This is a genomic window from Tenacibaculum larymnensis (genome assembly GCF_028829235.1).
In the GTDB taxonomy this organism is placed as follows: domain Bacteria; phylum Bacteroidota; class Bacteroidia; order Flavobacteriales; family Flavobacteriaceae; genus Polaribacter; species Polaribacter larymnensis.
In genome coordinates, this window is sequence record NZ_JAIWJY010000002.1 from 287,820 (window position 1) to 311,959 (window position 24,140).

29 protein-coding genes, 1 tRNA gene and 1 pseudogene are annotated in these 24,140 nt (G+C 31.5%); 24 read left to right on the top strand and 7 right to left on the bottom strand.

The genetic code is table 11. The features are described from left to right. The first annotated feature begins 2 nt into the window (after nucleotides 1-2). The 3 genes from LCI24_RS04160 to LCI24_RS04170 are packed head-to-tail and all read left to right on the top strand — an operon-like array spanning nucleotide 3 to nucleotide 1,436. Nucleotides 3-473, top strand: coding sequence for an SRPBCC domain-containing protein (locus LCI24_RS04160; RefSeq protein WP_274639307.1), 471 nt, complete (start codon nucleotides 3-5; stop codon nucleotides 471-473). Beyond that, complete coding sequence (locus LCI24_RS04165) at nucleotides 470-850, top strand: DoxX family protein (RefSeq protein WP_274639308.1); 381 nt, start codon at nucleotides 470-472, stop codon at nucleotides 848-850. The genes LCI24_RS04160 and LCI24_RS04165 overlap by 4 nt, the downstream gene beginning before the upstream one ends. Nucleotides 851-857: 7 nt before the next feature. Beyond that, the gene (locus LCI24_RS04170; protein WP_274639309.1) at nucleotides 858-1,436 is read left to right on the top strand and encodes a YdeI/OmpD-associated family protein; all 579 of its coding nucleotides are present in this window, start codon (nucleotides 858-860) and stop codon (nucleotides 1,434-1,436) included. Between the two features lie 71 nt (nucleotides 1,437-1,507). Here LCI24_RS04170 and LCI24_RS04175 read toward each other — a convergent pair whose 3' ends face one another. Together LCI24_RS04175 and LCI24_RS04180 are read right to left on the bottom strand one after the other, a co-directional pair. Beyond that, nucleotides 1,508-1,960 carry a carboxymuconolactone decarboxylase family protein gene (locus tag LCI24_RS04175; RefSeq protein WP_274639310.1) on the bottom strand — a complete coding sequence of 151 codons (453 nt, stop codon included), beginning with the start codon at nucleotides 1,958-1,960 and terminating at the stop codon, nucleotides 1,508-1,510. 102 nt (nucleotides 1,961-2,062) lie between these two features. Then, a complete protein-coding gene (locus tag LCI24_RS04180) occupies nucleotides 2,063-3,043 on the bottom strand; it encodes a GlxA family transcriptional regulator (protein ID WP_274639311.1) in 981 nt (326 codons plus the stop codon). 135 nt (nucleotides 3,044-3,178) lie between these two features. Between LCI24_RS04180 and LCI24_RS04185 the strand changes: the two genes are divergently transcribed. From LCI24_RS04185 to LCI24_RS04205, 5 genes are read left to right on the top strand one after another with little or no spacing between them, the layout of a single operon-like run. After that, a complete protein-coding gene (locus LCI24_RS04185) occupies nucleotides 3,179-3,586 on the top strand; it encodes a VOC family protein (protein WP_274639312.1) in 408 nt (135 codons plus the stop codon). A gap of 18 nt (nucleotides 3,587-3,604) precedes the next feature. Then, nucleotides 3,605-4,015, top strand: a complete 411-nt coding sequence (locus tag LCI24_RS04190; protein WP_274639313.1) for a VOC family protein — start codon at nucleotides 3,605-3,607, stop codon at nucleotides 4,013-4,015. A gap of 11 nt (nucleotides 4,016-4,026) precedes the next feature. Continuing rightward, nucleotides 4,027-4,473 (top strand): SRPBCC domain-containing protein, encoded by a 447-nt coding sequence (locus LCI24_RS04195; RefSeq protein ID WP_274639314.1) that lies wholly within the window; start codon nucleotides 4,027-4,029, stop codon nucleotides 4,471-4,473. Between the two features lie 28 nt (nucleotides 4,474-4,501). Continuing rightward, the gene (locus LCI24_RS04200; RefSeq protein ID WP_274639315.1) at nucleotides 4,502-4,927 is read left to right on the top strand and encodes a VOC family protein; all 426 of its coding nucleotides are present in this window, start codon (nucleotides 4,502-4,504) and stop codon (nucleotides 4,925-4,927) included. Nucleotides 4,928-4,945: 18 nt separating this feature from the next. Then, the gene (locus tag LCI24_RS04205; protein ID WP_274639316.1) at nucleotides 4,946-5,173 is read left to right on the top strand and encodes a hypothetical protein; all 228 of its coding nucleotides are present in this window, start codon (nucleotides 4,946-4,948) and stop codon (nucleotides 5,171-5,173) included. 57 nt (nucleotides 5,174-5,230) lie between these two features. Here LCI24_RS04205 and LCI24_RS04210 read toward each other — a convergent pair. From LCI24_RS04210 to LCI24_RS04220, 3 genes are all read right to left on the bottom strand, one after another. After that, a tRNA-Arg gene (locus tag LCI24_RS04210) sits at nucleotides 5,231-5,304 on the bottom strand. 75 nt (nucleotides 5,305-5,379) lie between these two features. Then, nucleotides 5,380-5,613, bottom strand: coding sequence for a putative signal transducing protein (locus tag LCI24_RS04215; RefSeq protein ID WP_274639317.1), 234 nt, complete (start codon nucleotides 5,611-5,613; stop codon nucleotides 5,380-5,382). Nucleotides 5,614-5,624: 11 nt separating this feature from the next. Next, the gene (locus tag LCI24_RS04220) at nucleotides 5,625-5,777 is read right to left on the bottom strand and encodes an SsrA-binding protein (RefSeq protein WP_274639318.1); all 153 of its coding nucleotides are present in this window, start codon (nucleotides 5,775-5,777) and stop codon (nucleotides 5,625-5,627) included. A 590-nt stretch (nucleotides 5,778-6,367) separates the two neighbouring features. Between LCI24_RS04220 and LCI24_RS04225 the strand changes: the two genes are divergently transcribed. The 3 genes from LCI24_RS04225 (at nucleotide 6,368) to LCI24_RS04235 (ending at nucleotide 10,946) form a co-directional block, all read left to right on the top strand. Then, nucleotides 6,368-8,752 carry a TonB-dependent receptor gene (locus LCI24_RS04225; RefSeq protein ID WP_274639319.1) on the top strand — a complete coding sequence of 795 codons (2,385 nt, stop codon included), beginning with the start codon at nucleotides 6,368-6,370 and terminating at the stop codon, nucleotides 8,750-8,752. Between the two features lie 90 nt (nucleotides 8,753-8,842). Next, a complete protein-coding gene (locus LCI24_RS04230) occupies nucleotides 8,843-9,925 on the top strand; it encodes a PepSY-associated TM helix domain-containing protein (RefSeq protein WP_274639320.1) in 1,083 nt (360 codons plus the stop codon). A gap of 79 nt (nucleotides 9,926-10,004) precedes the next feature. Then, complete coding sequence (locus LCI24_RS04235; protein WP_274639321.1) at nucleotides 10,005-10,946, top strand: calcium/sodium antiporter; 942 nt, start codon at nucleotides 10,005-10,007, stop codon at nucleotides 10,944-10,946. A gap of 71 nt (nucleotides 10,947-11,017) precedes the next feature. On the opposite strand, the gene LCI24_RS04240 is transcribed toward LCI24_RS04235, so the two are convergent. After that, nucleotides 11,018-12,028, bottom strand: a complete 1,011-nt coding sequence (locus tag LCI24_RS04240; protein ID WP_274639322.1) for a glutamine synthetase beta-grasp domain-containing protein — start codon at nucleotides 12,026-12,028, stop codon at nucleotides 11,018-11,020. Nucleotides 12,029-12,212: 184 nt separating this feature from the next. On the opposite strand from LCI24_RS04240, the gene LCI24_RS04245 reads away from it, so the two are divergent. The 4 genes from LCI24_RS04245 to LCI24_RS04260 are packed head-to-tail and all read left to right on the top strand — an operon-like array spanning nucleotide 12,213 to nucleotide 16,598. Continuing rightward, entirely contained in the window at nucleotides 12,213-14,396 is a 2,184-nt protein-coding gene (locus LCI24_RS04245; RefSeq protein ID WP_099215253.1) for a glutamine synthetase III family protein, read from the top strand. Then, complete coding sequence (locus tag LCI24_RS04250) at nucleotides 14,396-14,857, top strand: GNAT family N-acetyltransferase (protein WP_274639323.1); 462 nt, start codon at nucleotides 14,396-14,398, stop codon at nucleotides 14,855-14,857. The genes LCI24_RS04245 and LCI24_RS04250 overlap by 1 nt, the downstream gene beginning before the upstream one ends. A 20-nt stretch (nucleotides 14,858-14,877) precedes the next feature. After that, a complete protein-coding gene (locus tag LCI24_RS04255; protein WP_274639324.1) occupies nucleotides 14,878-15,363 on the top strand; it encodes a GNAT family N-acetyltransferase in 486 nt (161 codons plus the stop codon). A gap of 56 nt (nucleotides 15,364-15,419) precedes the next feature. Further along, the gene (locus LCI24_RS04260; protein WP_274639325.1) at nucleotides 15,420-16,598 is read left to right on the top strand and encodes an AIR synthase related protein; all 1,179 of its coding nucleotides are present in this window, start codon (nucleotides 15,420-15,422) and stop codon (nucleotides 16,596-16,598) included. A gap of 52 nt (nucleotides 16,599-16,650) precedes the next feature. Here the strand turns inward: LCI24_RS04260 and LCI24_RS04265 are convergent, their stop codons facing one another. Then, complete coding sequence (locus tag LCI24_RS04265) at nucleotides 16,651-17,082, bottom strand: hypothetical protein (protein WP_274639326.1); 432 nt, start codon at nucleotides 17,080-17,082, stop codon at nucleotides 16,651-16,653. Nucleotides 17,083-17,160: 78 nt separating this feature from the next. On the opposite strand from LCI24_RS04265, the gene prfA reads away from it, so the two are divergent. The 9 genes and pseudogenes from prfA to LCI24_RS04310 form a co-directional block, all read left to right on the top strand. Further along, on the top strand, nucleotides 17,161-18,237 hold the full coding sequence (prfA, locus tag LCI24_RS04270; RefSeq protein WP_274639327.1) for a peptide chain release factor 1: 1,077 nt from the start codon (nucleotides 17,161-17,163) through the stop codon (nucleotides 18,235-18,237). A gap of 305 nt (nucleotides 18,238-18,542) precedes the next feature. Continuing rightward, a complete protein-coding gene (gene rpsU / locus LCI24_RS04275; RefSeq protein WP_115900369.1) occupies nucleotides 18,543-18,731 on the top strand; it encodes a 30S ribosomal protein S21 in 189 nt (62 codons plus the stop codon). Nucleotides 18,732-19,055: 324 nt separating this feature from the next. Continuing rightward, a complete protein-coding gene (locus LCI24_RS04280; protein ID WP_274639328.1) occupies nucleotides 19,056-20,192 on the top strand; it encodes a hypothetical protein in 1,137 nt (378 codons plus the stop codon). Nucleotides 20,193-20,455: 263 nt separating this feature from the next. Beyond that, complete coding sequence (locus LCI24_RS04285) at nucleotides 20,456-21,730, top strand: phage integrase SAM-like domain-containing protein (RefSeq protein WP_274639329.1); 1,275 nt, start codon at nucleotides 20,456-20,458, stop codon at nucleotides 21,728-21,730. A 123-nt stretch (nucleotides 21,731-21,853) separates the two neighbouring features. Beyond that, nucleotides 21,854-22,000, top strand: coding sequence for a hypothetical protein (locus tag LCI24_RS04290; RefSeq protein WP_274639330.1), 147 nt, complete (start codon nucleotides 21,854-21,856; stop codon nucleotides 21,998-22,000). Nucleotides 22,001-22,026: 26 nt separating this feature from the next. Continuing rightward, nucleotides 22,027-22,323: a hypothetical protein gene (locus tag LCI24_RS04295; protein ID WP_274639331.1), complete on the top strand. Its 297-nt coding sequence runs from the start codon at nucleotides 22,027-22,029 to the stop codon at nucleotides 22,321-22,323. 103 nt (nucleotides 22,324-22,426) lie between these two features. Next, on the top strand, nucleotides 22,427-23,218 hold the full coding sequence (locus LCI24_RS04300; RefSeq protein WP_274639332.1) for a hypothetical protein: 792 nt from the start codon (nucleotides 22,427-22,429) through the stop codon (nucleotides 23,216-23,218). Nucleotides 23,219-23,289: 71 nt separating this feature from the next. Continuing rightward, a complete protein-coding gene (locus tag LCI24_RS04305; RefSeq protein WP_274639333.1) occupies nucleotides 23,290-23,511 on the top strand; it encodes a hypothetical protein in 222 nt (73 codons plus the stop codon). 186 nt (nucleotides 23,512-23,697) lie between these two features. Beyond that, nucleotides 23,698-24,036: pseudogene (locus LCI24_RS04310) on the top strand (M43 family zinc metalloprotease); the annotation flags it as partial. Nucleotides 24,037-24,140: the final 104 nt, after the last annotated feature.

Consider the following 24,140-nt stretch of genomic DNA (forward strand, 5'->3'; position numbering starts at 1 on the left):
CTATGGAACAGAAAACTAAAGTTGTTGCAGAAACAGGAAAACAAGATATTATAATAACACGAATGTTTGATTTGCCTATAGAACATTTGTTTATGGCGTATGTTGAACCTGAAATTATTGAGCAATGGATGGGAACAAAGGTTTTAAAAATTGAAAGTAAAACAAATGGAAGTTATGAATTTGAAACAACAGATCCAGTAGGGAACAAACATTTGTTAAGAGGAGTTATTCATGAAATTATTCCTCAGAACAAAATTGTTAGAACTTTTGAAATGGTAAGCATGTCTTTCGGTGTACAATTAGAAACGTTGGTGTTTGAAAAGTTAACAAACAATAGTAGTAAGTTAACTAAGAAAGTAGTTTATCAATCTGTTAAAGATAGAGATGAAAACCTAAAACTTCCGTTTAAACAAGGTATTAACTGGGCACATCAACGATTAGAAGAAGTTGTAATTAAATTATTAAAAGTATGAAAGTAAAAACTACCATATATTGGATACTGACAATATTTCTCTCGATAGGTATGCTTGCAGGAGGTATTCAGCAGATGTTGCAAATTGGTGGATATAATGACATCATTAAAGCATTAGGATATCCGTTATATGTACTAAGTATTTTAGGCGTATGGAAAATACTAGGGGTGATTGTTATTCTAGCTCCAAAATTAACCTTGTTAAAAGAATGGGCATATGCAGGCTTTTTCTTTGCTATGTCAGGAGCTGTAATTTCTCATATCTCGGTAGGACAAAATTTTATTGAAGCAATGCCTGCTTCAATATTATTAGTGATTGTCGCTTTATCTTGGTATTTAAGACCAGATAGTAGAAAAATTAAAAGAATTATAAAGTAAGTTTGAAATGGAAAAAGTAGATAAGTATATAGAAAATATAAAAAATTGGAAAGAAGAAACAAAACTGTTACGACAAATTTGTTTGGATTGTGGTCTAGAGGAAGACTTTAAATGGATGCACCCTTGTTATACTTTTCAAGGAAAAAATATTGTGTTAATTCATGGTTTTAAAGATTATTGTGCATTACTTTTCTATAAAGGAGCTTTGTTAAAAGATACAGAAAGGGTTTTAATTCAACAGACAGAAAATGTACAATCTGCTCGTCAAATTAGGTTTAATAAACCTGAAGAGGTTTTAGATTTTACACCAACAATCAAAAGATATATTTTCGAAGCAATAGAAGTTGAAAAAGCAGGCTTAAAAGTAAAAACTAAGAAAACTTCAGAATTTGAAATGGTAAGTGAATTTAAAGAAGTTTTGGAAGAAAATTCAGATGTAAAAAAAGTTTTCGAAGCACTAACACCAGGAAGACAAAGAAGTTATTTATTGTATTTTTCTCAAGCTAAACAATCAAAAACACGCTTATCAAGAATAGAAAAATCGATACCTAAAATGATTGAAGGTAAAGGACATAATGAAAGATAATAAAGCTACCTAAATTTAGGTAGCTTTATAGAAACTTAGATGAAAACTAGATAAATTAATATTATTACATATTAATAAATCTTGGAAGTAGTGTGAAACATTTGTGTAGAAACCGCAATACGATTCCAAATATTAATTTCTCCTATTTGCATAATAATTTGTGCTATTTCGTTATCGGTAAAGTACTCCTTAAGTTTCTGAAAGGTACCTTCTGTTAATCCATTATCACTTATCAGTGTTATTTCATCAGTAGCGGCCAATAAGGCTTTTTCTTTTTCGGAAAATAAAGGAGATTCCTTCCATGCACTCAAAGCAAAAATTCTGTTTTGTTCTTCTCCATTTTTTAGAGCCTCTGCGGTATGCATCTCGATACAATAAGCGCATATGTTAATTTGAGAAGCTCTTATTTTTATAAGATTTTTACTTTTTTTTGAAAGAGTTGATGTTTCAAGATATTTAAAAATTCCTAAGATAGCATTATAAGCGTTGGGTTCTAGTTCTTGAATGTTTAGTCTTTGTTTCATAATTTTAAATTTTATAAACCAAAGGTATTACTCCTCGTAAAGTTAAAACTTAAGCCAGTTTAAGAAAGGTTAAGCAGTATTAAGAATCAGAAAAAAGATTAGTTAAATATAAACCGCCTTACGATATTTGTTAGCGTATTCAGAAGGAGTCATATTGGTAACCTTTTTAAAAACCTCTCTAAAACCTTTTGGGTCATTATAACCAACTTCGTACATTATTTCATTAATTGTTTTATTTCCTCTCTCAAATTCTTTTTTAGCAGCTTCTATTTTAACACGTTGTACATATTCAATCACGGTGTTGGCTGTAGCCTTTTTAAAACGTCTTTCAAAAGTTCTACGGCTTACAGCTATTTTTTCAGAAAGCTCATCAACACTTATTTTATGCTGATAATTTTGCTCAATATATTCTTGAATTTTTAAAATTTCTTTATCGTTATGAGATTTCTGACCTTTAAAAATAATGAAAGGAGATTGACTGTTACGACTGATATCTATTTCAAAAATTTTAGAAGAAAGCACAGCGATTTCACGACCTGCAAACTTTTCTACCAAATAAAGGTTTAAATTTAAAGAAGAATAAGCTCCACCACTTGTATATAAGCCATTTTCATCAGTAATAATCCTATCATCAACAAGATTAACATCAGGAAACATTTTTCTAAATTCATCAGCAGCCAACCAATGTGTAGCACAATCTTGATCGTTAAGCAAACCTGTACTAGCTAATAAAAAAGCACCTATACAAAGACTCGCAACTTCTGCACCGTTTGCATGTTGTTTCTTTATCCAAGGAATAAAAGCACTGTTTTTTGAAATTACTTGGTCATAATCACCGTGAATAGCAGGAATGATAATCAAATCTGTTTTTTGTACATCAACAATTGTGGTGTTAGGAATAATACTAAATAGTCCATTGCTTAATCTGGCTTTTTTATGTGTACCAACAAGATGTGTTGTAAACATTGGTTGTTTGCCTGCTTTTAATAAGGCGTCATTAGCCATGGTAAACATCTTATAAGTTGCCTCTAAGTTACTTAAACTAGAGTCTCCTTCTGGTACAAGAATAGAAATATGTTTCATGAGTTGTTTTTCAAGAGGTTAGACCATTTCAAATATAAGATAAGCAATTGTCGCAATCAACCCTTTGGATTGTCGGAAATGTACCTTTGAAGTATGGATTAGACTCTTTAACTTTGGTTATCAAATAATTAGGTTATGGAAATATGGGCAAACTTAGGAGTAGAGGATATAGAACGCACACAAAAATTCTATCAAACATTAGGTTTTAAACTTAATGGAGTTCCAACGGATGAAATAGTAAGTTTTTTATTTGGTGAAGATAAGTTTGTAATCCACTTTTTTAAAAAGGGAAAGTTAAAAGAAAGCTTTGAAGGAGAAATAGCAAATCTGAATAACAGTAATGAAATAATGTTTACACTTTCAGCAAAAAGTAAAGAGGAAATTAATGTGCTAATAGAAAGAATAGTAAAAGCAGGAGGATATATCCGTTTTGACCCTAGAAAAGACAAGAAAAAGTTTTATGATGATAATGGCTATTATGTTTGTGTGTTTGAAGACTTAGATGGGCATTTGTTTAATCTGTTTTGTAATTTGAATAAATAATCAAAAAAATAAAAGAAAATGAAAACTATTTGGCTAAACCTTCCTGTAAAGAATATGAAAAAATCAAAAGTTTTTTTTAAAACAATTGGTTTTGAGGAAAATCCAATGCATAAAAATGCAGAGTATATTGGTAGTTTCTTTATTGGAGAAAACAATTTTGTACTCATGCTTTTTCCTGAAAAAGAGTTTAAAGGCTTCACAAAAAATGAAGTTAGCAATACTCAAAAAGGAACAGAAATGCTTATCAATGTTGATGCACAGAGTAGAGAAGAAGTAGATAAAATGGCTATGACTGTTAGTAAAGCTGGTGGTGTAATATTTTCGGAGCCTAGTGAGTCTCAAGGTTGGATGTATGGCTTTGGGTTTACAGATTTAGACGGACATCGCTGGAGTATGTTGTATATGGATATGGAAAAAATACCACAATAAAAACTTTAAAAATGGAACAGCAAAAATTTACAAAAGTTATAAATGCTAGCAATGAAAAGGTATGGAAGGTTCTTTGGGATGATGAAACGTATCCTCAGTGGACAGCAATTTTTTCAAAAGGGTCTTATGCAAAAACAGATTGGAAAGAAGGGAGTAAAGTATTATTTCTTACACCAGATGGTAGAGGGATGGTAAGTAAAATAAAAAAGAAGATACCTAATGAGTATATGCTCTTTGAACATTTGGGAATAATTGAAAATGAGATAGAGAACCATGAAAGTAAAGAAGCTAAAGAATGGGCTGGAGCTACAGAGGCATATATGTTAGAGTCTGTTAAGAACAATAAAACGCAATTAACAGTTAAAATGGATGTAGTTGAAGAGTATAAAGACTTCTTTTTAAATACATGGCCCAAGGCAATGAGTAAAATAAAAGATTTAGCAGAAAAGAAAAATTAGAATAAAAATAACCTTAAAAACAAGAAAAATGAAAGTAAATCCTTATTTAAATTTTGATGGAGATGCAGAACAAGCATTCAATTTTTACAAATCAGTATTTGGTGGTGAATTCATTGCAAATATGAAAATGAGTGACGCTCCTGATGTAGAAAAATTACCTGAAAATGAGAGAAACCGTACAATGCATATTTCGCTACCATTATCAAAAGATACTATTTTAATGGCGTCAGATACCGTGCCATCAATGGGACATAAGCTTAACAAAGGGAACAATAATTACATTTCAATTCACCCTAATAGTCGTGAAGAAGCAGATCGTTTATTTAATGGGCTTTCTGTAGATGGAAAAATTGAAATGCCCATGGAAGATCAGTTTTGGGGAGATTATTATGGAAGTTTTGTAGATAAGTTTGGAGTTCATTGGATGATTAATTATAACGAGCAATACAGTTAATATTAATGCTGTTATTTAATGGTAGAAGTTTTTAAAACGTCAGTAGCATTAATTGAAGATGAAGAATATCTTTTAAGAGAACTTCAAAAGAAGTTCCCAGATTATCTAATTAATTTTGATCTGGAGGATTGTGATAATATTCTTCGAATAGAAATTGCTAACGAAAAAATTGACGTTGCTAGAATTATCAAATTAGTGAGGTCTTATAATTTTGATATAGAAGTATTGGAAGATGTAGTAGGTTAAATATAACTTCAACTATTTAAAAATAAAACCCTGTTAGAAAACTAACAGGGTTTTTTGTGACCTCGGCAGGATTCAAACCTGCAACCTCTTGAGCCGTAATCAAGTGCACTATTCAGTTATGCTACGAGGCCTTTTTGCGGGTGCAAATATAAGAATGTTTTTTAAAAACTAAAGCAAAAAAATAATTTTTTTTTAAGCTTTTTCAATTATTTATCAGCTTCTATTTCTTGTTTAAAATCGTCAATAGTGCGTTGAGCTTTTTCAAGATCTGATTCATAGATAAATACGTCAATAGAGTTACCTAAAGTTCCAAAACCAGCAACCCTTCCAGCTTCTTTATTATCTTTTACTAAATACGGAACTTCAATTTCATTAAGTAACTGACTTAATCTGTTCACAAAGATTTGAGAACCTGAGAAAACTTTAATATGCTTGTTCATAATGGTAAATTTTAATCCAACGAATTTATTGTAATATAAGCACGCCATCCAATAATAGCCAATTGAAATTTTGATGCTTTCGATATATCCAATTCCTTTTTAGTAAAGGAAGGTAGTAGAGCCTTGTTTAGTTTGGCTAAAAACTTAAAAAAACTTTTTTTCATTAGTAGTTGATTCTACTATCAAAAATAACGAAAAATAATTTGTTATAATAAGAAAGTATAAACTTTACTTGACTTAAAATGAAAAGTATAGGTTTTAACAAGCCAACTTCTTAAAATATCAATTCCAGTAATAAATAAGCAATTTTAATGGTTATTAGAATTAGTTTTAAAGCAAGTATAATCATGTTTGATTTATGTGTTTTTAGTTAGTAAATAATGATGAATTCCGGAATTGTTTTTTAAATATATGAGAAAGGAAATATTACAACCAAATTTTAAAACATCAATTAATCAAATTGAGTTTTAATTCAAGGTTAAAAAAGTGGTTTTAGTTTTAAAATAAAACTAAACTATCTATAATTTTGTTTTAATTATAAACAAAAAGAGGTTGTTTTTGTTTGTTTTATTAAGGTTTTAAAGGGCTTTTTTTGAGTAGATTTTAAAAGTAAAGGAAAAAGAGTTTTAAAAACAGGTGTTTTTAAGGAGTTCCATTTCTTCTGAGATAAAAAAATAAGTTTTTCTTAATAAATGTTTGGTACTAATTTGAGAGGAGATATATTTGCAATTTAAAATAAATCTAAATAAATATAATGAAATTTTACGTAATAGTAGCAGCTTTATTTTTAACCTTCGGAGTATCAGCTCAGTCTAGTTTAAAAGGAAAAATAAAGGATGAAAAAGGTCTACCAATTTATGGGGTTAATATTCATGTCTCTGAACTTCAAAAAGGTACTACCACTGATGAAAATGGAAGCTTTGTATTAAAAAATATAAGAGAAGGTATTTTCAAGGTGACTTTTAGTATGGTAGGGTTTCAAACCATAACAAAAGAAATAACATTTACTCAAAATAGTACAGTTGAGATAGTACAAGTACTAAAAGAAAATGAAGAGAGTTTAAAAGAAGTTGTTGTTTCAGCTAGTAGACGTTCAGAATATCTTTCAGAGATACCAGCATCAATAACTGTTGTCAACCAAAAACAATTAGCAGATTTATCAAACTCAACAACTAATATTAATGAAATATTAGAATTTACAGTTCCTGGTTTGGCAGTATCTACAGGAACTTTTTCTAACTGGGGGCAAACATTACGTGGTCGTTCTTTATTGGTGATGATTGATGGTGTTCCGCAATCTACTCCTTTACGTAACGGTCAATTAGGAATAAAATCGGTAAGCCCTAACGATATTAGTCGAGTAGAGGTTATTAAAGGAGCAACTTCTATTTTTGGAAATGGAGGAAATGGAGGTTTTATTAATTATATTACCAAAAAGCCAAATAGTAGTGAAAAAATTGAAGGGACTACCAATATTTGGGGAACTTCTAATTTGACAAAAACCAAAGATGCTCTTGGATTTGGAGCTTATCAATCACTGCGTGGAAAAATAGATAAATTAAACTATTATCTAAGTGGAAGTTATGAGGAAACAGGAAATAAGTATGATGCAGATGGTAAAGTTATACTTCCTACTTATGGGTTGGATAATACAAGAATCTATACTGCTTTAGCTAAATTAGAGTATGAAATATCTGATAAACAAAAAATAAGTATTGGAGGAAATTTATATAATTCTTTACAAGACACACCTTTTATACCTGTTCCAGGATCTTTTGAAGTGTATAATGAAGAAGGAGATTACACCTTAACACCTGGTTATGGTATTGAAGGATCTATTGAAGGACAAGAACCTACAGGATCTAAACTGTATAATGGAAACTTGAAATATGACTTAAATAATATTTTTGATGGTACAACAGATTTTACAGCTGATGTGTATTATCAAAAAACAAAAAATATATTCTTTTATTCAGACAAATTTGAAAACGGAGGTCAATCAGTAATTAATGCAGAAAAGTATGGCTTAAGACCAAACTTTAACACTACACTTACTCCAAATGAATCAACAGAAATCTCATTAACATATGGTTTGGATTTGTTAAAAGATAAAACTAATCAAGGGTTGTTAGATGGTAGATTATGGGTGCCAAATATTGAAATGTTTAGTTGGGCACAATACATACAATCTACAGTAAAGTTTAATGATGAGTGGGTTTTAAAAGCAGGGTTAAGATATGATGATATGAACCTTACCATAGATGATTATAATACCTTACCATATTCACCTTTAGGTGATGGTAATTTTAATCCTTCAGTAGCGGTAGAAGGAGGTAAACTTGGATTTGATAATTTAGCGTTTAATGCAGGTGTAAGATATATTAAACACCAAGAGTTTATTCCTTATGTAAGTTACTCACAAGGTTTTTCAATCGCTGATTTAGGCTCTGTTTTACGCTCAGCAAAAGCAGATAGTGTTGAGGATATTCAATTAGAACCAGCAGTAACCAAAAATTATGAGTTCGGATTTTTATCAAAGTTCAATAATTTTAGGTTAGAAGCCGTAGGGTATTACAGTGTTTCTAATTTAGGTACAGGAGTTGCATTTGATGAAAATATCAATTCTTTTGTGCCTTCTAAAAAACCGCAAAATATTTATGGAGGAGAAATAGCCATAGATTATACTGCTTTTGATGATAAATTACAAGTAGGAACATCATATTCTTACGTTGAAGGTGTTACTCATAATGTGGGGGATGAAAACAACTTAACTTATTTAGGAGGAGATGTTATTTCAGCACCTAAGTTAACGGCTTATGTAACATGGTTACCAACAAACAAAATAAGTACCTCTTTACGAATGACTAATTTAGGAAATAGAAGTCGTTTTAATCCGTATTTAGATGCAAACGATAATTATACGTTTAGACATACACAATTTCCAGTAGAAGGATACGCTTTACTTAATTGGTCTATGAACTATAAACTGCAAGAAAATATATCAGTTTCATTAGCGGTAAATAACTTGTTAAATGAATATTATTTACCAGCAAGGTCACAATGGGCAGCACCTTTAAGAACTTTTACTGGTACAGGTGAAGGAACAAACGCTAAATTAAGTGTATTGTATAACTTCTAAGAGAGTTAATAAGATCTTACATTTGCAAAAACTATAAACCCAGTGTCTATTTTATTTTAGGCTCTGGGTTTTAAAAATAAAAGATATCAATTGCAGCAGATACATAAAATAATTTGGAAAATACACCTATGGCTGGGTCTTAGCTGTGGGATTATTGCATCATTTTCAGGCTTAACGGGATCATTGTATGTTTGGCAGCCAGAAATAACTTCATTACTGAATTCCAAATTATTAAAGGTTGAAGATTTTTCTAAAATAAAAGAAAAAACAATTTTAAACTCTGCGTATTTTTTAGCTACGCAGAATGAAGGAGAAGTAAATAAAGTTTTTTTACCTTACAGAGAGCAGCAAACAATTTCAATAAATTATAAAAACGGAAAAACATTGTATTATCACCCGAAAACAAGAGTTTTTTTAGGTGAAAAAAAGGTGTCTATACAGTTTTTTGAAACACTTCTGAAGTTACACCGTACATTAGGAATACCTACAATAGGTAAGTATATTATAGGTACAAGTGCTTTGTTATTCTGTTTCTTCTTGTTAACAACAGGGTTTTATATGTGGTGGAAAGCATATAAAAATAACCTATCAAAAGGATTTACGATGAAGTGGAAACCTAAAAAGAAACGTTTTCATTTCAATTTACATAAAGTATTCGGAATTTATTTTTTGCTGCCATTAATGATAATTGCATTTACAGGAGGTTACTTTACGTATCATAAAACCTATAAATCAGCTTTGTCTATTTTTAATGGTTCAGATAAAATAACCTTGGATAATGAAGCAAAACAGGCTAAGGTTTTTTCCTTGGAAGAGGCAGTATTACAAACCGATGGAAAATATGTATTAAGAGCTATTTATTATCCGAAAGACAGTTTAGGAGTTTATAAACTAAGATATATAAAAGATCGATTTATCAAATCAGGATTTAGAAGAACAAAAGAAATGGAGCTAAATCAACAAGGTAAGTTGCGAACGTTATCAAGTTTTGATTTTGATTCAAATAATAATAGGATAGCAGCTCAGTTTTATCCAATACATATAGGAGAAATAGTTGGGGTATTAGGTAGGGTCTTAGTGTTCATATCAGGTTTGGTGCCTTTAATTTTATTAATCACAGGGTATAAGGTTTATAGTTCAAAAACTAAACGATTAAAAAAGACTATTAATTAACATTTTTCTTAGAGGTAGTAGCTGAATTTGTTTTCATATTTGCTTGCTAAAAATCTTATCTTCGCCCAAAAAATATTTTATGAGCATTCTATACATTATTATTGGTTTAACATTGTTGGTTTTAGGAGGGAATTGGCTGTTGAAAGCAGCGGTAGGTTTGTCGCTAAAACTAAATATACCAAAAATTGTAATAGGTATGACGGTAGTGTCTTTTGCTACTTCAGCACCAGAATTAATAGTAAGTATAAAGTCAGCTTTAGATGGAGCTACAGGATTAGCTGTAGGAAATGTAATTGGGTCTAATATAGCTAACCTAGGTTTAGTATTAGGTATAACAGTAATACTATCATCAATTGATGTAGAAAAAAGTTTTTACAAGACTGATTGGCCAGTAATGATGATTGCTTCTGTAATGTTGTATTTTTTTATAGTGAATGATAAAACCATCCAGTTTTACGAAGGAGCTATATTATTTGGAATGTTGGTGGTGTTTTTAATCTATTTATTACGTTTTCAAAAACAAGCTGTGGTTGATGAAATGCCTGAAGATGATGAAGAGCTACCATTATACAAAATAGCACTATTCTTAGCAGTTGGAGGAGTTGGTTTATGGGGAGGTTCAGAATTATTAATTAACGGCTCAGTAAGTTTAGCGAAGAATTTAGGTGTTAGTGACGCTATAATTGGAGTAACAGTAGTATCGGTAGGAACAAGTGTTCCTGAGTTAGCAGCATCAATTATTGCGGTGTTAAAGAAAGAAAAAGCCATTTCATTAGGAAACCTTGTAGGTTCTAATGTGTTTAATATTTTAGCAGTTTTAGGAATTACAGCAATGATTACTCCTGTTGAGGTGAAACCAGATGCATATAGTTTAATAAATAATGATATTTATTGGATGTTAGGAGTTTCGTTTGCTATACTACCCTTGGTGTTTATTCCAAAAGGTATGCGATTAGGATGGAGAGATGGAATCGTTTTACTAGGAACGTACGCAACTTTTATATATTTAACTATTTCATAAAAATAATTAGTCATAAATCAAAAAAAAGCCGCTATTAGCGGCTTTTTTAGTTGTGTTGTTGTGTTTGTTAACTATATGTCTGTACCTTTTACAGTTTCTATAATTCTACCAGCTACTTTGTAAGGATCAGCGTTTGAAGCAGGTCTTCTGTCTTCTAACCAACCTTTCCATCCTTTTTCTACAGTAATAATAGGAATACGGATTGAAGCACCTCTATCAGAAACTCCATAACTAAAGTCTGATACATGAGCAGTTTCGTGTAAACCAGTTAAGCGCTCATCATTGTTAGCTCCATATACATCCATGTGCTCTTCAGTAACAGGTCTGAATGCTTCACAAATTTTCTCGTAAGTTTCCTTAGAACCACAAGTTCTTAATGTAGTGTTAGAGAAGTTAGCATGCATACCAGAACCATTCCAGTCTCCTTTTATAGGTTTTGGATGATACTCAATATAGTAACCGTACTTTTCAGTTAAACGATCTAATAAATAACGAGCAACCCAAATTTCATCACCAGCTTTTTTAGCACCTTTAGCAAATAATTGGAATTCCCATTGTCCTGGAGCAACTTCTTGGTTAATTCCTTCAAAGTTTAAACCAGCTTCAATACATAAATCAGCGTGCTCTTCAACAAAATCTCTTCCCCAAGTGTATCTTCCACCTACAGAACAGTAGTATTTTCCTTGAGGTCCAGGAAATCCACCACGTGGGAATCCTAAAGGTAAATCAGTTTTAGTATCCATTAAGAAATACTCTTGCTCAAAACCAAACCAAAAATCATTATCGTTATCATCAATTTTAGCACGTGCATTAGATGCGTGCGGAGTACCGTCAGCATTTAAAACTTCAGACATTACTAAGAATCCATTTTTTCTAGTTGGGTCAGGATAAATAGCAACAGGCTTAAGTAAACAGTCAGAAGCACCTCCAGAAGCTTGTTCTGTTGAACTTCCATCAAAAGACCAAATAGCACAATCTTCTAATTTACCGCTAAAGTTTTCTTCAACTTTAGTTTTACTACGCATGTTTTGAGTTGGTTCATGACCATCTAACCAAATGTATTCTAATTTTGATTTACTCATGATTTTTGTTTTTGTGTTGTTTTCGAGTTAATTATGGGGCAAAATTGAGTATTTTTTATCAAAGGTCAAAATTTTTTGGGGTGTTTTTATTTAGAATTAACTTTAAATTAATTTAACCCCTATTTTTTTAGGGGTGTTTGTTTTAAAAATGTATTTTTGATTGTCTAATTTAATACTTTATTATATGTCAACTTTAAGATTAAATGCTTTACAAGAGGTTTTACATAGAGAAACTGTTGTAGTAGAAGAAAACGAACGTCGTTCAGAATTGTTTGGTAAAAACGTGTTTAATGAACAAGCAATGCGTCAATATATGACCAAAGAGGCATACCAAAGTGTAATGGATGCTATTGAATTTGGAACTAAGATTGATAGAAAAACTGCTGATCAGATTGCTGTGAGCATGAAAGATTGGGCATTATCTAAAGGAGCAACACATTATACACACTGGTTTCAACCTTTAACGGGGTCTACAGCAGAAAAGCACGATGCGTTTTTTGAAACTGTTGAAGGAGGAGGAGCAATGGAGAAGTTTGATGGAGGTCAGTTGGTGCAACAAGAGCCAGATGCGTCGAGTTTTCCTAACGGCGGAATTCGAAATACTTTTGAAGCACGTGGTTATACGGCATGGGATCCAACATCACCTGCGTTTATTTATGGTACCACCTTATGTATTCCAACAGTTTTTGTAGCATATACAGGTGAAGCGTTAGATAATAAAGCACCATTGCTAAGAGCATTACAAGCGGTTGATACAGCAGCTACAGCAGTTTGTAAGTATTTTGATAAGAATGTAAGTAAAGTAAATGCAACCTTAGGTTGGGAGCAAGAGTATTTTTTAATTGATACGGCATTAGCAGCGGCACGTCCTGATATTATGATGACAGGAAGAGCATTGTTAGGACATGCTCCAGCAAAAGGCCAACAATTAGATGATCATTACTTTGGATCAATACCTACAAGAGTATTGAACTTTATGCGTGATTTGGAGCATGAATGTATGCTGTTGGGAGTGCCAGTTAAAACACGTCATAATGAAGTAGCACCGAATCAGTTTGAATTAGCACCAATTTTTGAAGAAGCCAATTTAGCGGTAGACCATAATTCATTATTAATGGATGTGATGGAAAAAGTATCGCAACGTCATAAGTTTAAAGTGTTATTCCACGAAAAGCCATTTGCAGGAATTAATGGTTCAGGAAAGCATAACAACTGGAGTTTATCTACCAATACAGGAGTTAATTTATTAAGCCCGGGAAAAACTCCAATGAAGAATTTACAATTCTTAACCTTTTTTGTAAATACCATTAAAGCGGTTCATGATTATGAAGAATTAATAAGGGCGTCTATAGCAAGTGCAAGTAACGATCATCGTTTAGGGGCAAATGAAGCGCCACCAGCAATCATATCAGTTTTCATAGGTTCACAATTATCATCGGTATTAGATGAGCTAGAAAATGTAACGAAAGGAAAACTATCACCTGAAGAAAAAACAGATCTAAAACTAAATATTGTAGGTAAGATTCCTGAAATCTTATTAGATAATACAGATAGAAATAGAACTTCACCTTTTGCCTTTACAGGAAACAAGTTTGAGTTACGTGCTGTAGGTTCATGGTCTAACTGTGCAGGGCCTATGACAGTATTGAATACCATTATAGCCAGACAATTAAATGAATTTAAAGAAGAAGTAGATAAATTAATTGATAGCAAAAAACTTAAAAAAGATGAGGCAATATTTAATGTGTTAAGAGAGTATATTAAAGCATCAAAAAGTATTCGATTTGAGGGAGATGGGTATGGAGAAGCTTGGGAGAAAGAAGCAAAGAAAAGAGGTTTATCAAATAATAAAACAACCCCAGAAGCTTTAAAAGCAAAGATTTCAAAAAAAGCAATTTCTCTTTTCGAAGAAATGGGTGTAATGAATAAGGTAGAGGTAGAAGCACGCCATGAAATCGAGTTGGAAGAATATTCAAAGAAAATTCAAATTGAAAGTAGGGTGTTGGGCGATATTGCAAGAAATCATATTATACCAATCGCTATTCAATACCAAAACACCTTAATAGAAAATGTAAGAGGACTGAAAGAAATTTTTGGAAATAATTTTGAGAAGTATGCTAACGAACAAATTGATTTAATTCAAAAAATATCAAATCATATTGCTGAAATAAATTCAAAAGTTGAAGATATGATTGAAGAACGTAAAAAAGCCAATAAACTGGAAGGGCAGAAAAATGCAGATGCATATTGTAATAAAGTAAAACCTTATTTTGATGAAATTCGTTATCACTGTGATAAGTTAGAGTTAATGGTTGATGATAACCTTTGGCCTTTAACTAAGTATAGAGAGTTATTGTTTACTAGGTAATGAATGATAAAATAAGTTTAGAAAGATTAAATTCCACTCACGAGAGTTTTATTCGTCTAGTAAAAGAACTGGACGAATATCTCTCAGGAATTAACGGCGATCAAGATGCTTTTTTTAAGGGATTTAACACCATAGATAAACTACAGTATGTAGTGGTGTGTTACATAAACAAGGTAGCGGCAGGTTGTGGTGCTTTTAAACGAATTAACGACACAACTGTTGAGGTTAAACGTATGTACGTTAAACCAATATACCGAGGAAAAAATATAGCAACCTTGATTCTAAAAGAACTGGAAGAGTGGGCAAGAGAAGAGCGGTTTAGTTCTGTAGTTTTAGAAACGAGTAAAACCATGCAACCAGCGGTATATTTGTATAAGAAAAATGAATATGGTGTTATATCGAACTATGGTCCTTATAAAGGTGTAGAATCAAGTATATGCTTTAAAAAAACATTGAACTAAATAGTTTTAAGGTAAATAATATGATAGAGGTAGTTAAACTTACTCAAAATCATTGGAAAGAAGTAGCTGAAATTTATAAAGAAGGTATCGCTACAAAAAACGCTACGTTTAGAACAAAAGTTCCTAGTTGGGAGGAATGGAATACTTCACACCATCAACATACTCGATTTATAGCTATTGAGGATAATAAAATATTAGGTTGGTGTGCTATAGCCCCAGTATCAACAAGATTTGAATATAGAGGAGTAGCAGAAGTAAGTGTTTATGTGAAGGTAGGAGTATTAGGAAAAGGTGTAGGAAGCTTATTGATGAATGCTGTTGTAAAATCTTCAGAAGAGAATGGTATTTGGACGTTGTATTCAAGTTTATTTCCCGAAAACGAAGCAAGTGTTAAACTACATCTTAAATATGGCTTTCGAAAGATAGGTTATCGAGAAAAAATAGCTGAATTAGATGGGGTATGGAGAGATACCGTATTGTATGAAAGACGAAGTAAAAAACAATAATTACTTTGATAGTTTCCTGTTTTTAAAGTAATTTCGCGGCAACAACAACACAACACATGAGTAACGAAGTATCTAAACGCTACGCACAACGCGGAGTATCGGCATCTAAAGAGGATGTACACAACGCAATCAAGAATATTGATAAAGGATTGTTTCCAAAAGCTTTTTGTAAAATAGTTCCAGATTACTTAACAAATGATGAAGAGTACTGTTTAATCATGCATGCTGATGGTGCAGGAACAAAATCATCTTTAGCATACATGTACTGGAAAGAGACAGGAGATATTTCTGTATGGAAAGGTATTGCTCAAGATGCTTTAATCATGAATATTGATGATTTATTATGTGTAGGTGCTACAGATAACATTATGTTGTCTTCTACTATCGGACGTAATAAAAGTAATATTCCAGGAGAAGTTTTATCGGCAATTATTAACGGAACAGAAGAGTTAATTAATGAGTTGAAAGAATTTGGGGTTACCATTCATTCAACAGGAGGAGAAACTGCAGATGTAGGAGATTTAGTACGTACAATAATTGTTGATTCTACAGTAACTGCCCGTATGAAACGTGCTGATGTAATTGATAATGCAAATATCAAAGAAGGAGACGTAATTGTTGGTTTAGAGTCATTCGGACAAGCTACTTACGAGAAAGAATATAATGGAGGTATGGGAAGTAATGGATTAACTTCTGCACGTCATGATGTGTTCCATAAATATTTAGCAGAGAAATACCCAGAAAGTTTTGATGCTTCAGTACCGTCAGATTTAGTGTACTCAGGAAATACAAAATTAACAGATGAGGTAGCAGATTCACCAATTGATGCGGGTAAGTTAGTGTTGTCTCCAACAAGAACATATGCGCCTATTATTAAAGAAATCTTATCAAAATATACATCTAATGATGTACACGGAATGATTCACTGTTCTGGAGGGGCACAAACAAAAATTTTACACTTTGTAGATAACTTACATATTGTAAAAGATAATATGTTCCCAATTCCACCATTATTCAAACTAATACAAGAACAATCAAAAACTGACTGGAAAGAAATGTATCAAGTTTTTAATTGTGGTCACAGAATGGAATTATATGTATCTCCAGAAGTAGCAGAAGATATCATTGCTATTTCAAAATCATTCAATGTAAACGCACAAGTTGTTGGTAGAGTAGAGGCGTCTGATAAAAAGCAATTAACTATCAAAAGTGAATATGGAACTTTTGAATATTAGTTCAACAAAGTAAAAGTAATATAGAATCCTCAGAGAAATCTGAGGATTTTTTTTATTTCATTTTATCAAAAACAAAATCAATAGCTAACTCATCGTTAGCTACTGTAGCTTTTAGTTGACCGTTCTCTTTCCAGTAATGAATAGAAGTAGGGAATTCATTCAGTTTGTTTTCCGCAGTAAAAGAAGTATCTGTTTGTTGTGTAAAGGCAAATAAAGTAGGATTTTCATTTACACCGGTTACTTGTAAAAACAACGAATCGTTTTTAGTAATAATGTGTAAGATCTCTTTAAATACAGTATCGTTTTTTTGTAAGGAAAAACCAATTCCAGAAAAATCATTTTCCCAAAACTCGAAAGTCTTTTTATCAGTTTCGTTATAAACACGTTCCCATTTACCAAACAACCAAGTAGGTTTTGCGATTTTCTTTTCTTGCTGACAAGAAAAAAGTAGAGTACAAGTAAAAAATAAGATTAAAATTCGCATAACAAAAGCCTTAATGAACTAAAGATATGAATAAAATTCGATAAAAAATCGTAAATTCGCACCCCAAGAAAAGATACTATGCTAGATAAATTACAGATAGTTAAACAACGTTACGATGAGGTTTCAGACTTAATCATCCAACCAGATGTTATTTCTGATCAGAAACGTTATGTACAATTAAACAAAGAATATAAAGATTTAGGAAAGGTTGTAAAAAAAGCAGACGAGTACAAAACTTTATTAAATAATATAGAAGAAGCTAAGGAAATCATTGCTGACGGATCGGATGCAGAAATGGTTGAAATGGCGAAAATGGAAATGGACGAAGCAAAAACTCGTATTCCTGAATTGGAAGAAGAGATTAAGTTTTTGCTAATTCCAAAAGACCCTGAAGATGCTAAAAATGCGGTTGTTGAATTACGTGCAGGAACAGGAGGGGATGAAGCAAGTATTTTTGCAGGAGACTTATACCGTATGTATACCAAATATTGCGAAAGCAAAGGATGGAAAGTATCCACAGTAGATTTTTCTGAAGGAACTAACGGTGGATTTAAAGAAATTCAGTTTGAAGTAACTGGAGAGGATGTATACGGAACGTTAAAGTTTGAAGCGGGTGTACACCGTGTACAGCGTGTACCACAAACAGAAACACAAGGACGTGTACATACATCAGCAGCAACTTGTATGGTATTCCCAGAAGCAGAAGAATTTGATGTAGAGATTAATCCAAAAGATGTACGTATTGATTATTTCTGTTCATCAGGACCAGGAGGGCAGTCGGTAAACACTACGTATTCAGCAGTACGTTTAACGCATATTCCTACAGGATTAGTAGCACAATGTCAAGATCAAAAATCACAGCATAAAAACAAAGAGAAGGCATTTAAAGTATTACGTTCTCGTTTATACGATTTAGAATTGGCTAAAAAACAAGAAGCTGATGCAGCAAAACGTGGTTCAATGGTAACCTCAGGAGACCGTTCTGCAAAGATTAGAACGTATAACTATCCACAAGGACGTGTAACAGACCACAGAATTGGATTAACCTTATACGATTTATCAAACATTGTAAACGGAGATATTCAAAAAATTATAGACGAGTTAATGCTCGCAGAAAATACTTCTAAGCTAAAAGAACTAGGAGAAACTATTTAATTAAAAGGCGTTACTATTTTAGTAGCGCCTTTTTTAATGTCTCAAATCCTTGTAGAGCCGATAAATAAAACATACCTTTGCGCCGTATTAATGTTCTGTCCTTTTAGGAGAAAATCTACAAGTCTTTATACTATTTTCTGTTACCATCAGATTCCATAGTCTTCAGTTGCTTTACAAAGCGTTTTCAATAGAATTTTTAATCTAAAATAAATATCATTTAAATCATAGCATAGTTTATACTATGTTTAGTATTGTGCTGTAATTTATATGACTTTAAAGTATGTCAAACAATAAAACCTTATAGTATGTTAAGAATAGTTGTAAAAGAAGGTGAAAATATCGATAGAGCCTTAAAGCGTTACAAGCGTAAATTTAGAAACGTAAAAGTTTTACAAGAGTTAAGAGAAAGAAAGCAATACACTAAGCCTTCAGTAACAAGAAGAGCACAAGTTCAAAAAGCAGCTTATAAAGAGCAGTTATTTAAAGAAGAATAGTAGTATAGCTATATAAAATACAAAAGCGCAACCAATTTGGTTGCGCTTTTTGTTTGTGTAAGGTTAATAGTTATCTCGTCTTTTTTTTAAAAAGTTAGTTATGCTGATTGCTATAGCAAAAGCAGTTAATGTTATTATGATGGATTTTAACTCAGTCATAGGGCTATATAAATGGATAGCTATTCACTATAGTAGAGACCAAATAAAATATAGCAAAGATTATAGGATTGAAACGAAATAAAGGAGTTTCATTCGTTCGGATGGAGCGCTTTTTAGTTGGTGTACCTCTAATATTGTCTTTTCAAATCTAAAAAAAAATGTATTATGGAACAAACGCCTAAAAGTTCACTTGAAGCTTCACAATTGGCGCATTCGAGTAATGAATTATCAGCTTACGGATACTATGTTTTGGTAGAAGGGTTATTTTATACTATAGAATCATATACAATTAAAATGGAATTCGGATTTAATAAGTTGGGAAGCCTAAAGTATGCTCCAGCAGATAAAGAATTCAAAATTGTTGTATTTCGACCAGATTGGTACTATGAGCATACATCGTTTTTTGCTCAAGACCTTGATATAGTTAACCATGATTATACAAACCGTATAGAGCCAAGAATAACAAAGGTAGCAGAGCAAGTATATGAACTGGAGTTTCCAGTATTAAAAAGAGGGCAGTTATTAATTATAAGAGATTATAATAATTTATATGGTATAGGAATAGGAAGTGTTTCAGAAGCTTTGGTAGAGCTTTTCAATACAACTAAAGCACCAGCTTATGCTGTGATTGATAATATTAAAAAAGCTTTAAAATCTTTTCCAGATAATTTAGTTATTCAAGCCTTAAAAGGAGTTTGGGAACATAAAGAACTAGAAGAAAAAACGGAAAAAACGTGGAATACTGTTCGGGAAAAATTAGATAACTATAATCAACGTGATGATAGAGGAGGAAAATTAGTTCTAGCCGATGAAGCACTTCACGAAATTGCCTATTACCTTTCTTTAGATGATAACACTCCAAGAAAGGACGAAGCAAAAGCTTTAATTAAAGAAATAGAAGCTTTTAAAAATGAGAAGCCAGAAACAGTAAAAGAAGAACTTCCAGAGATGTCTTTACTGGCAGATAGTGTGAGGAATTATGTAGGAGATATGTTTACACTGACAATGGTTGAGATAGGAGATGACGTGTTACTTCGGTTTAAGGGAATTCCTAATGAATACGATGGAGTTGTGTTAAAGCATAAAAAACAAGTACAAAATGAAGCTACTGGAGCTTTTTTACTACAAACTAATGAAATAAATGGTGAAAACTGGAATACTTTCTGTTATGAAAACGATGGATGGGGCGGATTATATACTTATGTGTATCCTCCACAAATAAACAATAAGGTATATGTAAAAGAAGGAGGAGAAACAGAGGATAGTCCATTGAAACTATACAAAGACTATGCTAAGCAATAAAAATAACAAAATAATATAGGTTATAGTTATTAGTTTAAAATAAACCCTGCAAATACAATATTTGCAGGGTTGTTTTGTGGAGACGCCGAGACTACAATACTTTACTTTATTTAATTCTATCTTATTTTTACAAATCATTAATGCTAGTAAATACGGGACTTTTGATGCTTTTTGTTTGCTTCTTTATTAAATGAGATAAAATAGAATAAATGATTGGCTGACTAAATACTGACTAAATATTGTTATCTTTGTTGAAAAACGATATGGCAAAGATTAAGTTTATTCTACAAGGAAAATCTAGTAATTCTCAAATCTATTTAAGGTTGTCTTTGAGTAAGAGTATTTCTTTTAAGAGAAAGACAGGGTATTTTATTGACTCTAAAGAATGGAGTAAAGCAACAGGGTATCCAAAGACCAACAATCCTTTTAATAAGAACTTAAAAGTAGATCTTAAGAATTTGGAGGTTTATATAGAAAAAGAGCTTAACACGAGTAATACAAAAGGAATAAAGGTAACCTCTTTGTGGTTGCAAGAATCAATCGCTAAATTTTTAGGGAAATCAGAGATAAAGGAATTTGATTATTTAATTGCTTATACCGAGCAATATATTGAGAGGCTTAAATATAATGCTAATAAAGACGGTAAGAAAGGGGTTTCGGAATCTACTATAAAGAAGAGGACTACAATTCTTAATAAGTTGATTAAGTTTCAAGAAAAGAAGAAAATAAAGTTTAGAGTAAAAGATGTTGATTTAAGATTTAGGGAAGAGTTTATAGATTTCTTAGATGAAGAAGAGAAGTTATCGGAGGGAACAATAGGAAGATATTTAAAGGAAGTTAAGACGATTTGTACAGATGCTCAAAAGAATAATATTGAAGTAAGTCCTCAATTAATACATTTTAAAGGTTTTACTTCAAAATCTTACAAAGTAACATTGACCTTTGAAGAAATCGAAGAGATTCAGAAAGTAAAGTTTAAAGAAGATGTTTTATCTGTTACTAGAGATTGGCTAGTTATTGGTTGTTTTACTGGTCAAAGAGTTTCTGATTTAATGAAGATGAGTAAATCTATGATAGAAGAACATCATGGATTCGAATTCATTGTGTTAACACAAAAGAAAACGGGAAAAATTGTTCAGATACCTGTTCATAAAAAAGTGAAAGCTATTTTAGATTCTTACGGTGGTAATTTTCCTCCTGTATTTAGTAATAATGAAAGTAGTAATTCTGCTTTGTTTAATAGATATCTTAAATTAGTTTGCAAAGAAGCTAAATTAACGTTTCTAATAGAAGGGAAACTTAGGAATGAAGAGACTGGAAGATTAGAAGAGGGGAAATTTCCGAAGTACAAATTAGTTTCTTCTCACATTTGTAGGAGGTCATTTGCGACTAATTTCTATGCACAAAAGAAATATCCTACACCTTTATTAATGAATATTACTGCTCATGGAACGGAGAAAATGTTTTTGAGCTATATAGGGAAGAAGCCTATTGATTACGGAGTACAATTAGCCAAAATTTGGTCAGAAGAAGCTTAATGAGGATAATCGTAATCTATTCATTTTTAATTACAGATAGTTTAAACTTATTTTAAAGGCTTTGTTTTGCTTTTTGAGGCAATTTAACACTAAAGCTTTTAAAGTTGCTTAAAAACGCTTAAAATGACTTTTAGGAACAGGTACAGTATAGGTTCTATTTCTATGTATAATTTAACATTAAGTATGTTTGCTGATCAGTTTGGTGTATGGAATAATTATAGGAAATTTCTCAATTTAGGATTAGATAGAATAAGTAAGAACTTATCGTAAGAGTTGTCCCATAAGAGTATGATAACATGGGGTTACTGATTTATGAAGATATTAGAAGTAAAGTCAATAAAGGCTTTTCTTGTGGTGATCGATTTAAAATGATAACGTATTGGTTGTTTAAAAAGCATAGAAGAATCAATCATAATTTAAAAAACTCCAAACAGATTAGAGTTTCTGTTATTACTTATTGGTTGCAACACCACAATATTAGAGAAGTTCAATATATGGTGGGACATCGTTATATATCTTCTACTGAAAGCTATGTTCAAGATGACCTTGAAAATCTACAGGAGGTTATTGAGAGTTTGCATCCGATTTCTTAATACAGGAAAAACACCCTGAAACTTTTATGAAAAATACCTAACGCTAAGTATTTCATAAAGTATAGCTTTAAAGTAATTTTAAACTAACCAAAACTTAACCCCTATGAAAGCAATATACTTATTTGTTTTAGTATTGATGTTGACTTCTTTATCAATAATGTCCCAATCTTTAAAAAATATAGATAGTGACAAAGTTTATAAATTTAAATTTGGGAAAATAATAACTCGATGTTCAGCTGAAGGAGTAACAGAAAATGATACTGATGGTAAACCCATAAAAATACAAGTAGATAAGAATAGAGAAATAAATGTTGATAGAATTATAAATGATGAAGTGATATTTACTTTTTTATGGTGGAGTGGAGATTCAGAAAATGCAAAAAGTCTGAACGCAAAATACTATGAGAATACAGCTAAAAAGAGGATGTATTTTAAAATGCCAAGGCAAAAATTTTTAGAAAGTGTTAAGGTTGTTGAGCCTCGTGTTTTATTAGAATTTGGAACTGCGACAATACCAATTAAAATAAGACCTGGTGATGGAGAAGAGATTCCTTTAGATTTTTATGGAAACTTTAATGCAGGTATAGGAATGTCTATTAAGTTTAGAAATTTTATCAATTTATATGGAGGGATTAGTCTAACCTCAGTGCCTGTTGATAGTATTACAACAAAAGGAGTAATAACATCACCCACTAACGCTTCTGCTTTAACACCGACCATGGGGATTATAAAAGAAGTAGGAAATGTTCAAATAGGAGGTTTTGTAGGTTGGGATTTCCTTTCTAGAAACCTAGGTAAGAATTGGATTTATCAAGGAAGACCTTGGTATGGAGTTGGTATAGGATTTAATATATTTACTATAAGTAGAGAAAGTAAAGAAGAAGATACACAGTAACTTTGTATAATCATTTTTAGTTTGATAAATAATTTTAAAAAAATAATAGGACTGTTTTTTAAACATTTTGGATGATCAATATAAATGCTCAAGAAAAATGTTCAACAAAAAAGAGAAGAGATCCTTTAAAGGGAATTAAAACATTTAAGAAAAGTTCTTATCCAAAAGTCCAAGTCCCAGTTATATTTCATGTTGTATACAACAAAGATTATCAGAATGTTTCAGAAGAATTAATACATCATACATTAAAAAACTTAAATGAATATTTTTTGATGAAAAATATTGATGTATAGCTTGTTACAGACGAGTTTAAAGTAAGCATTGGAAATCCTAATATTGAGTTTGTATTAGCCAAAAGGCTTCCTGATGAAAGTCCAACAAGTGGAATATTGAGAGTATATACTAAAAAAAGAAAATTCAGGGATCAAAGAAGAAAGCTTTATAGAGTTAGTCTTATAGTTTAACCTAACAAGTATTTAAATGTGTATATCTGTAATTTAAATACAGGAGCATCAACACCTACAGGAGTTAGTTTAGTAAAGAATAGATATGATAATGGTGTTTCTATTGGTTATTCAAAGGTTACAAAGACAGGAAGAACAATTATCCATGAAGTAGGTCATTGGCTAAGTTTATTACACGCTTTTGAAGGAGGCTTTAGAAATAAAGATGGTGTTGAAGATACTCCTGCTCAAAAGAAGAGTTTTAAATGTTATGAAACTAGGATAATTGAGTGTAAAAATTCAATTATGCATACTAATTTCATGGGATATAGTAGTTGTAGATATTTTTTACTAAAGGACAGATTGATAGAATGAGAACGTATACGTCAACGTATAAAAATTTTAAAAAGTAAATTAATGTAATCCTGCATTAGAATTTAACGGAAAAATACATTTAAAATTACGGATATCCCTTTTTT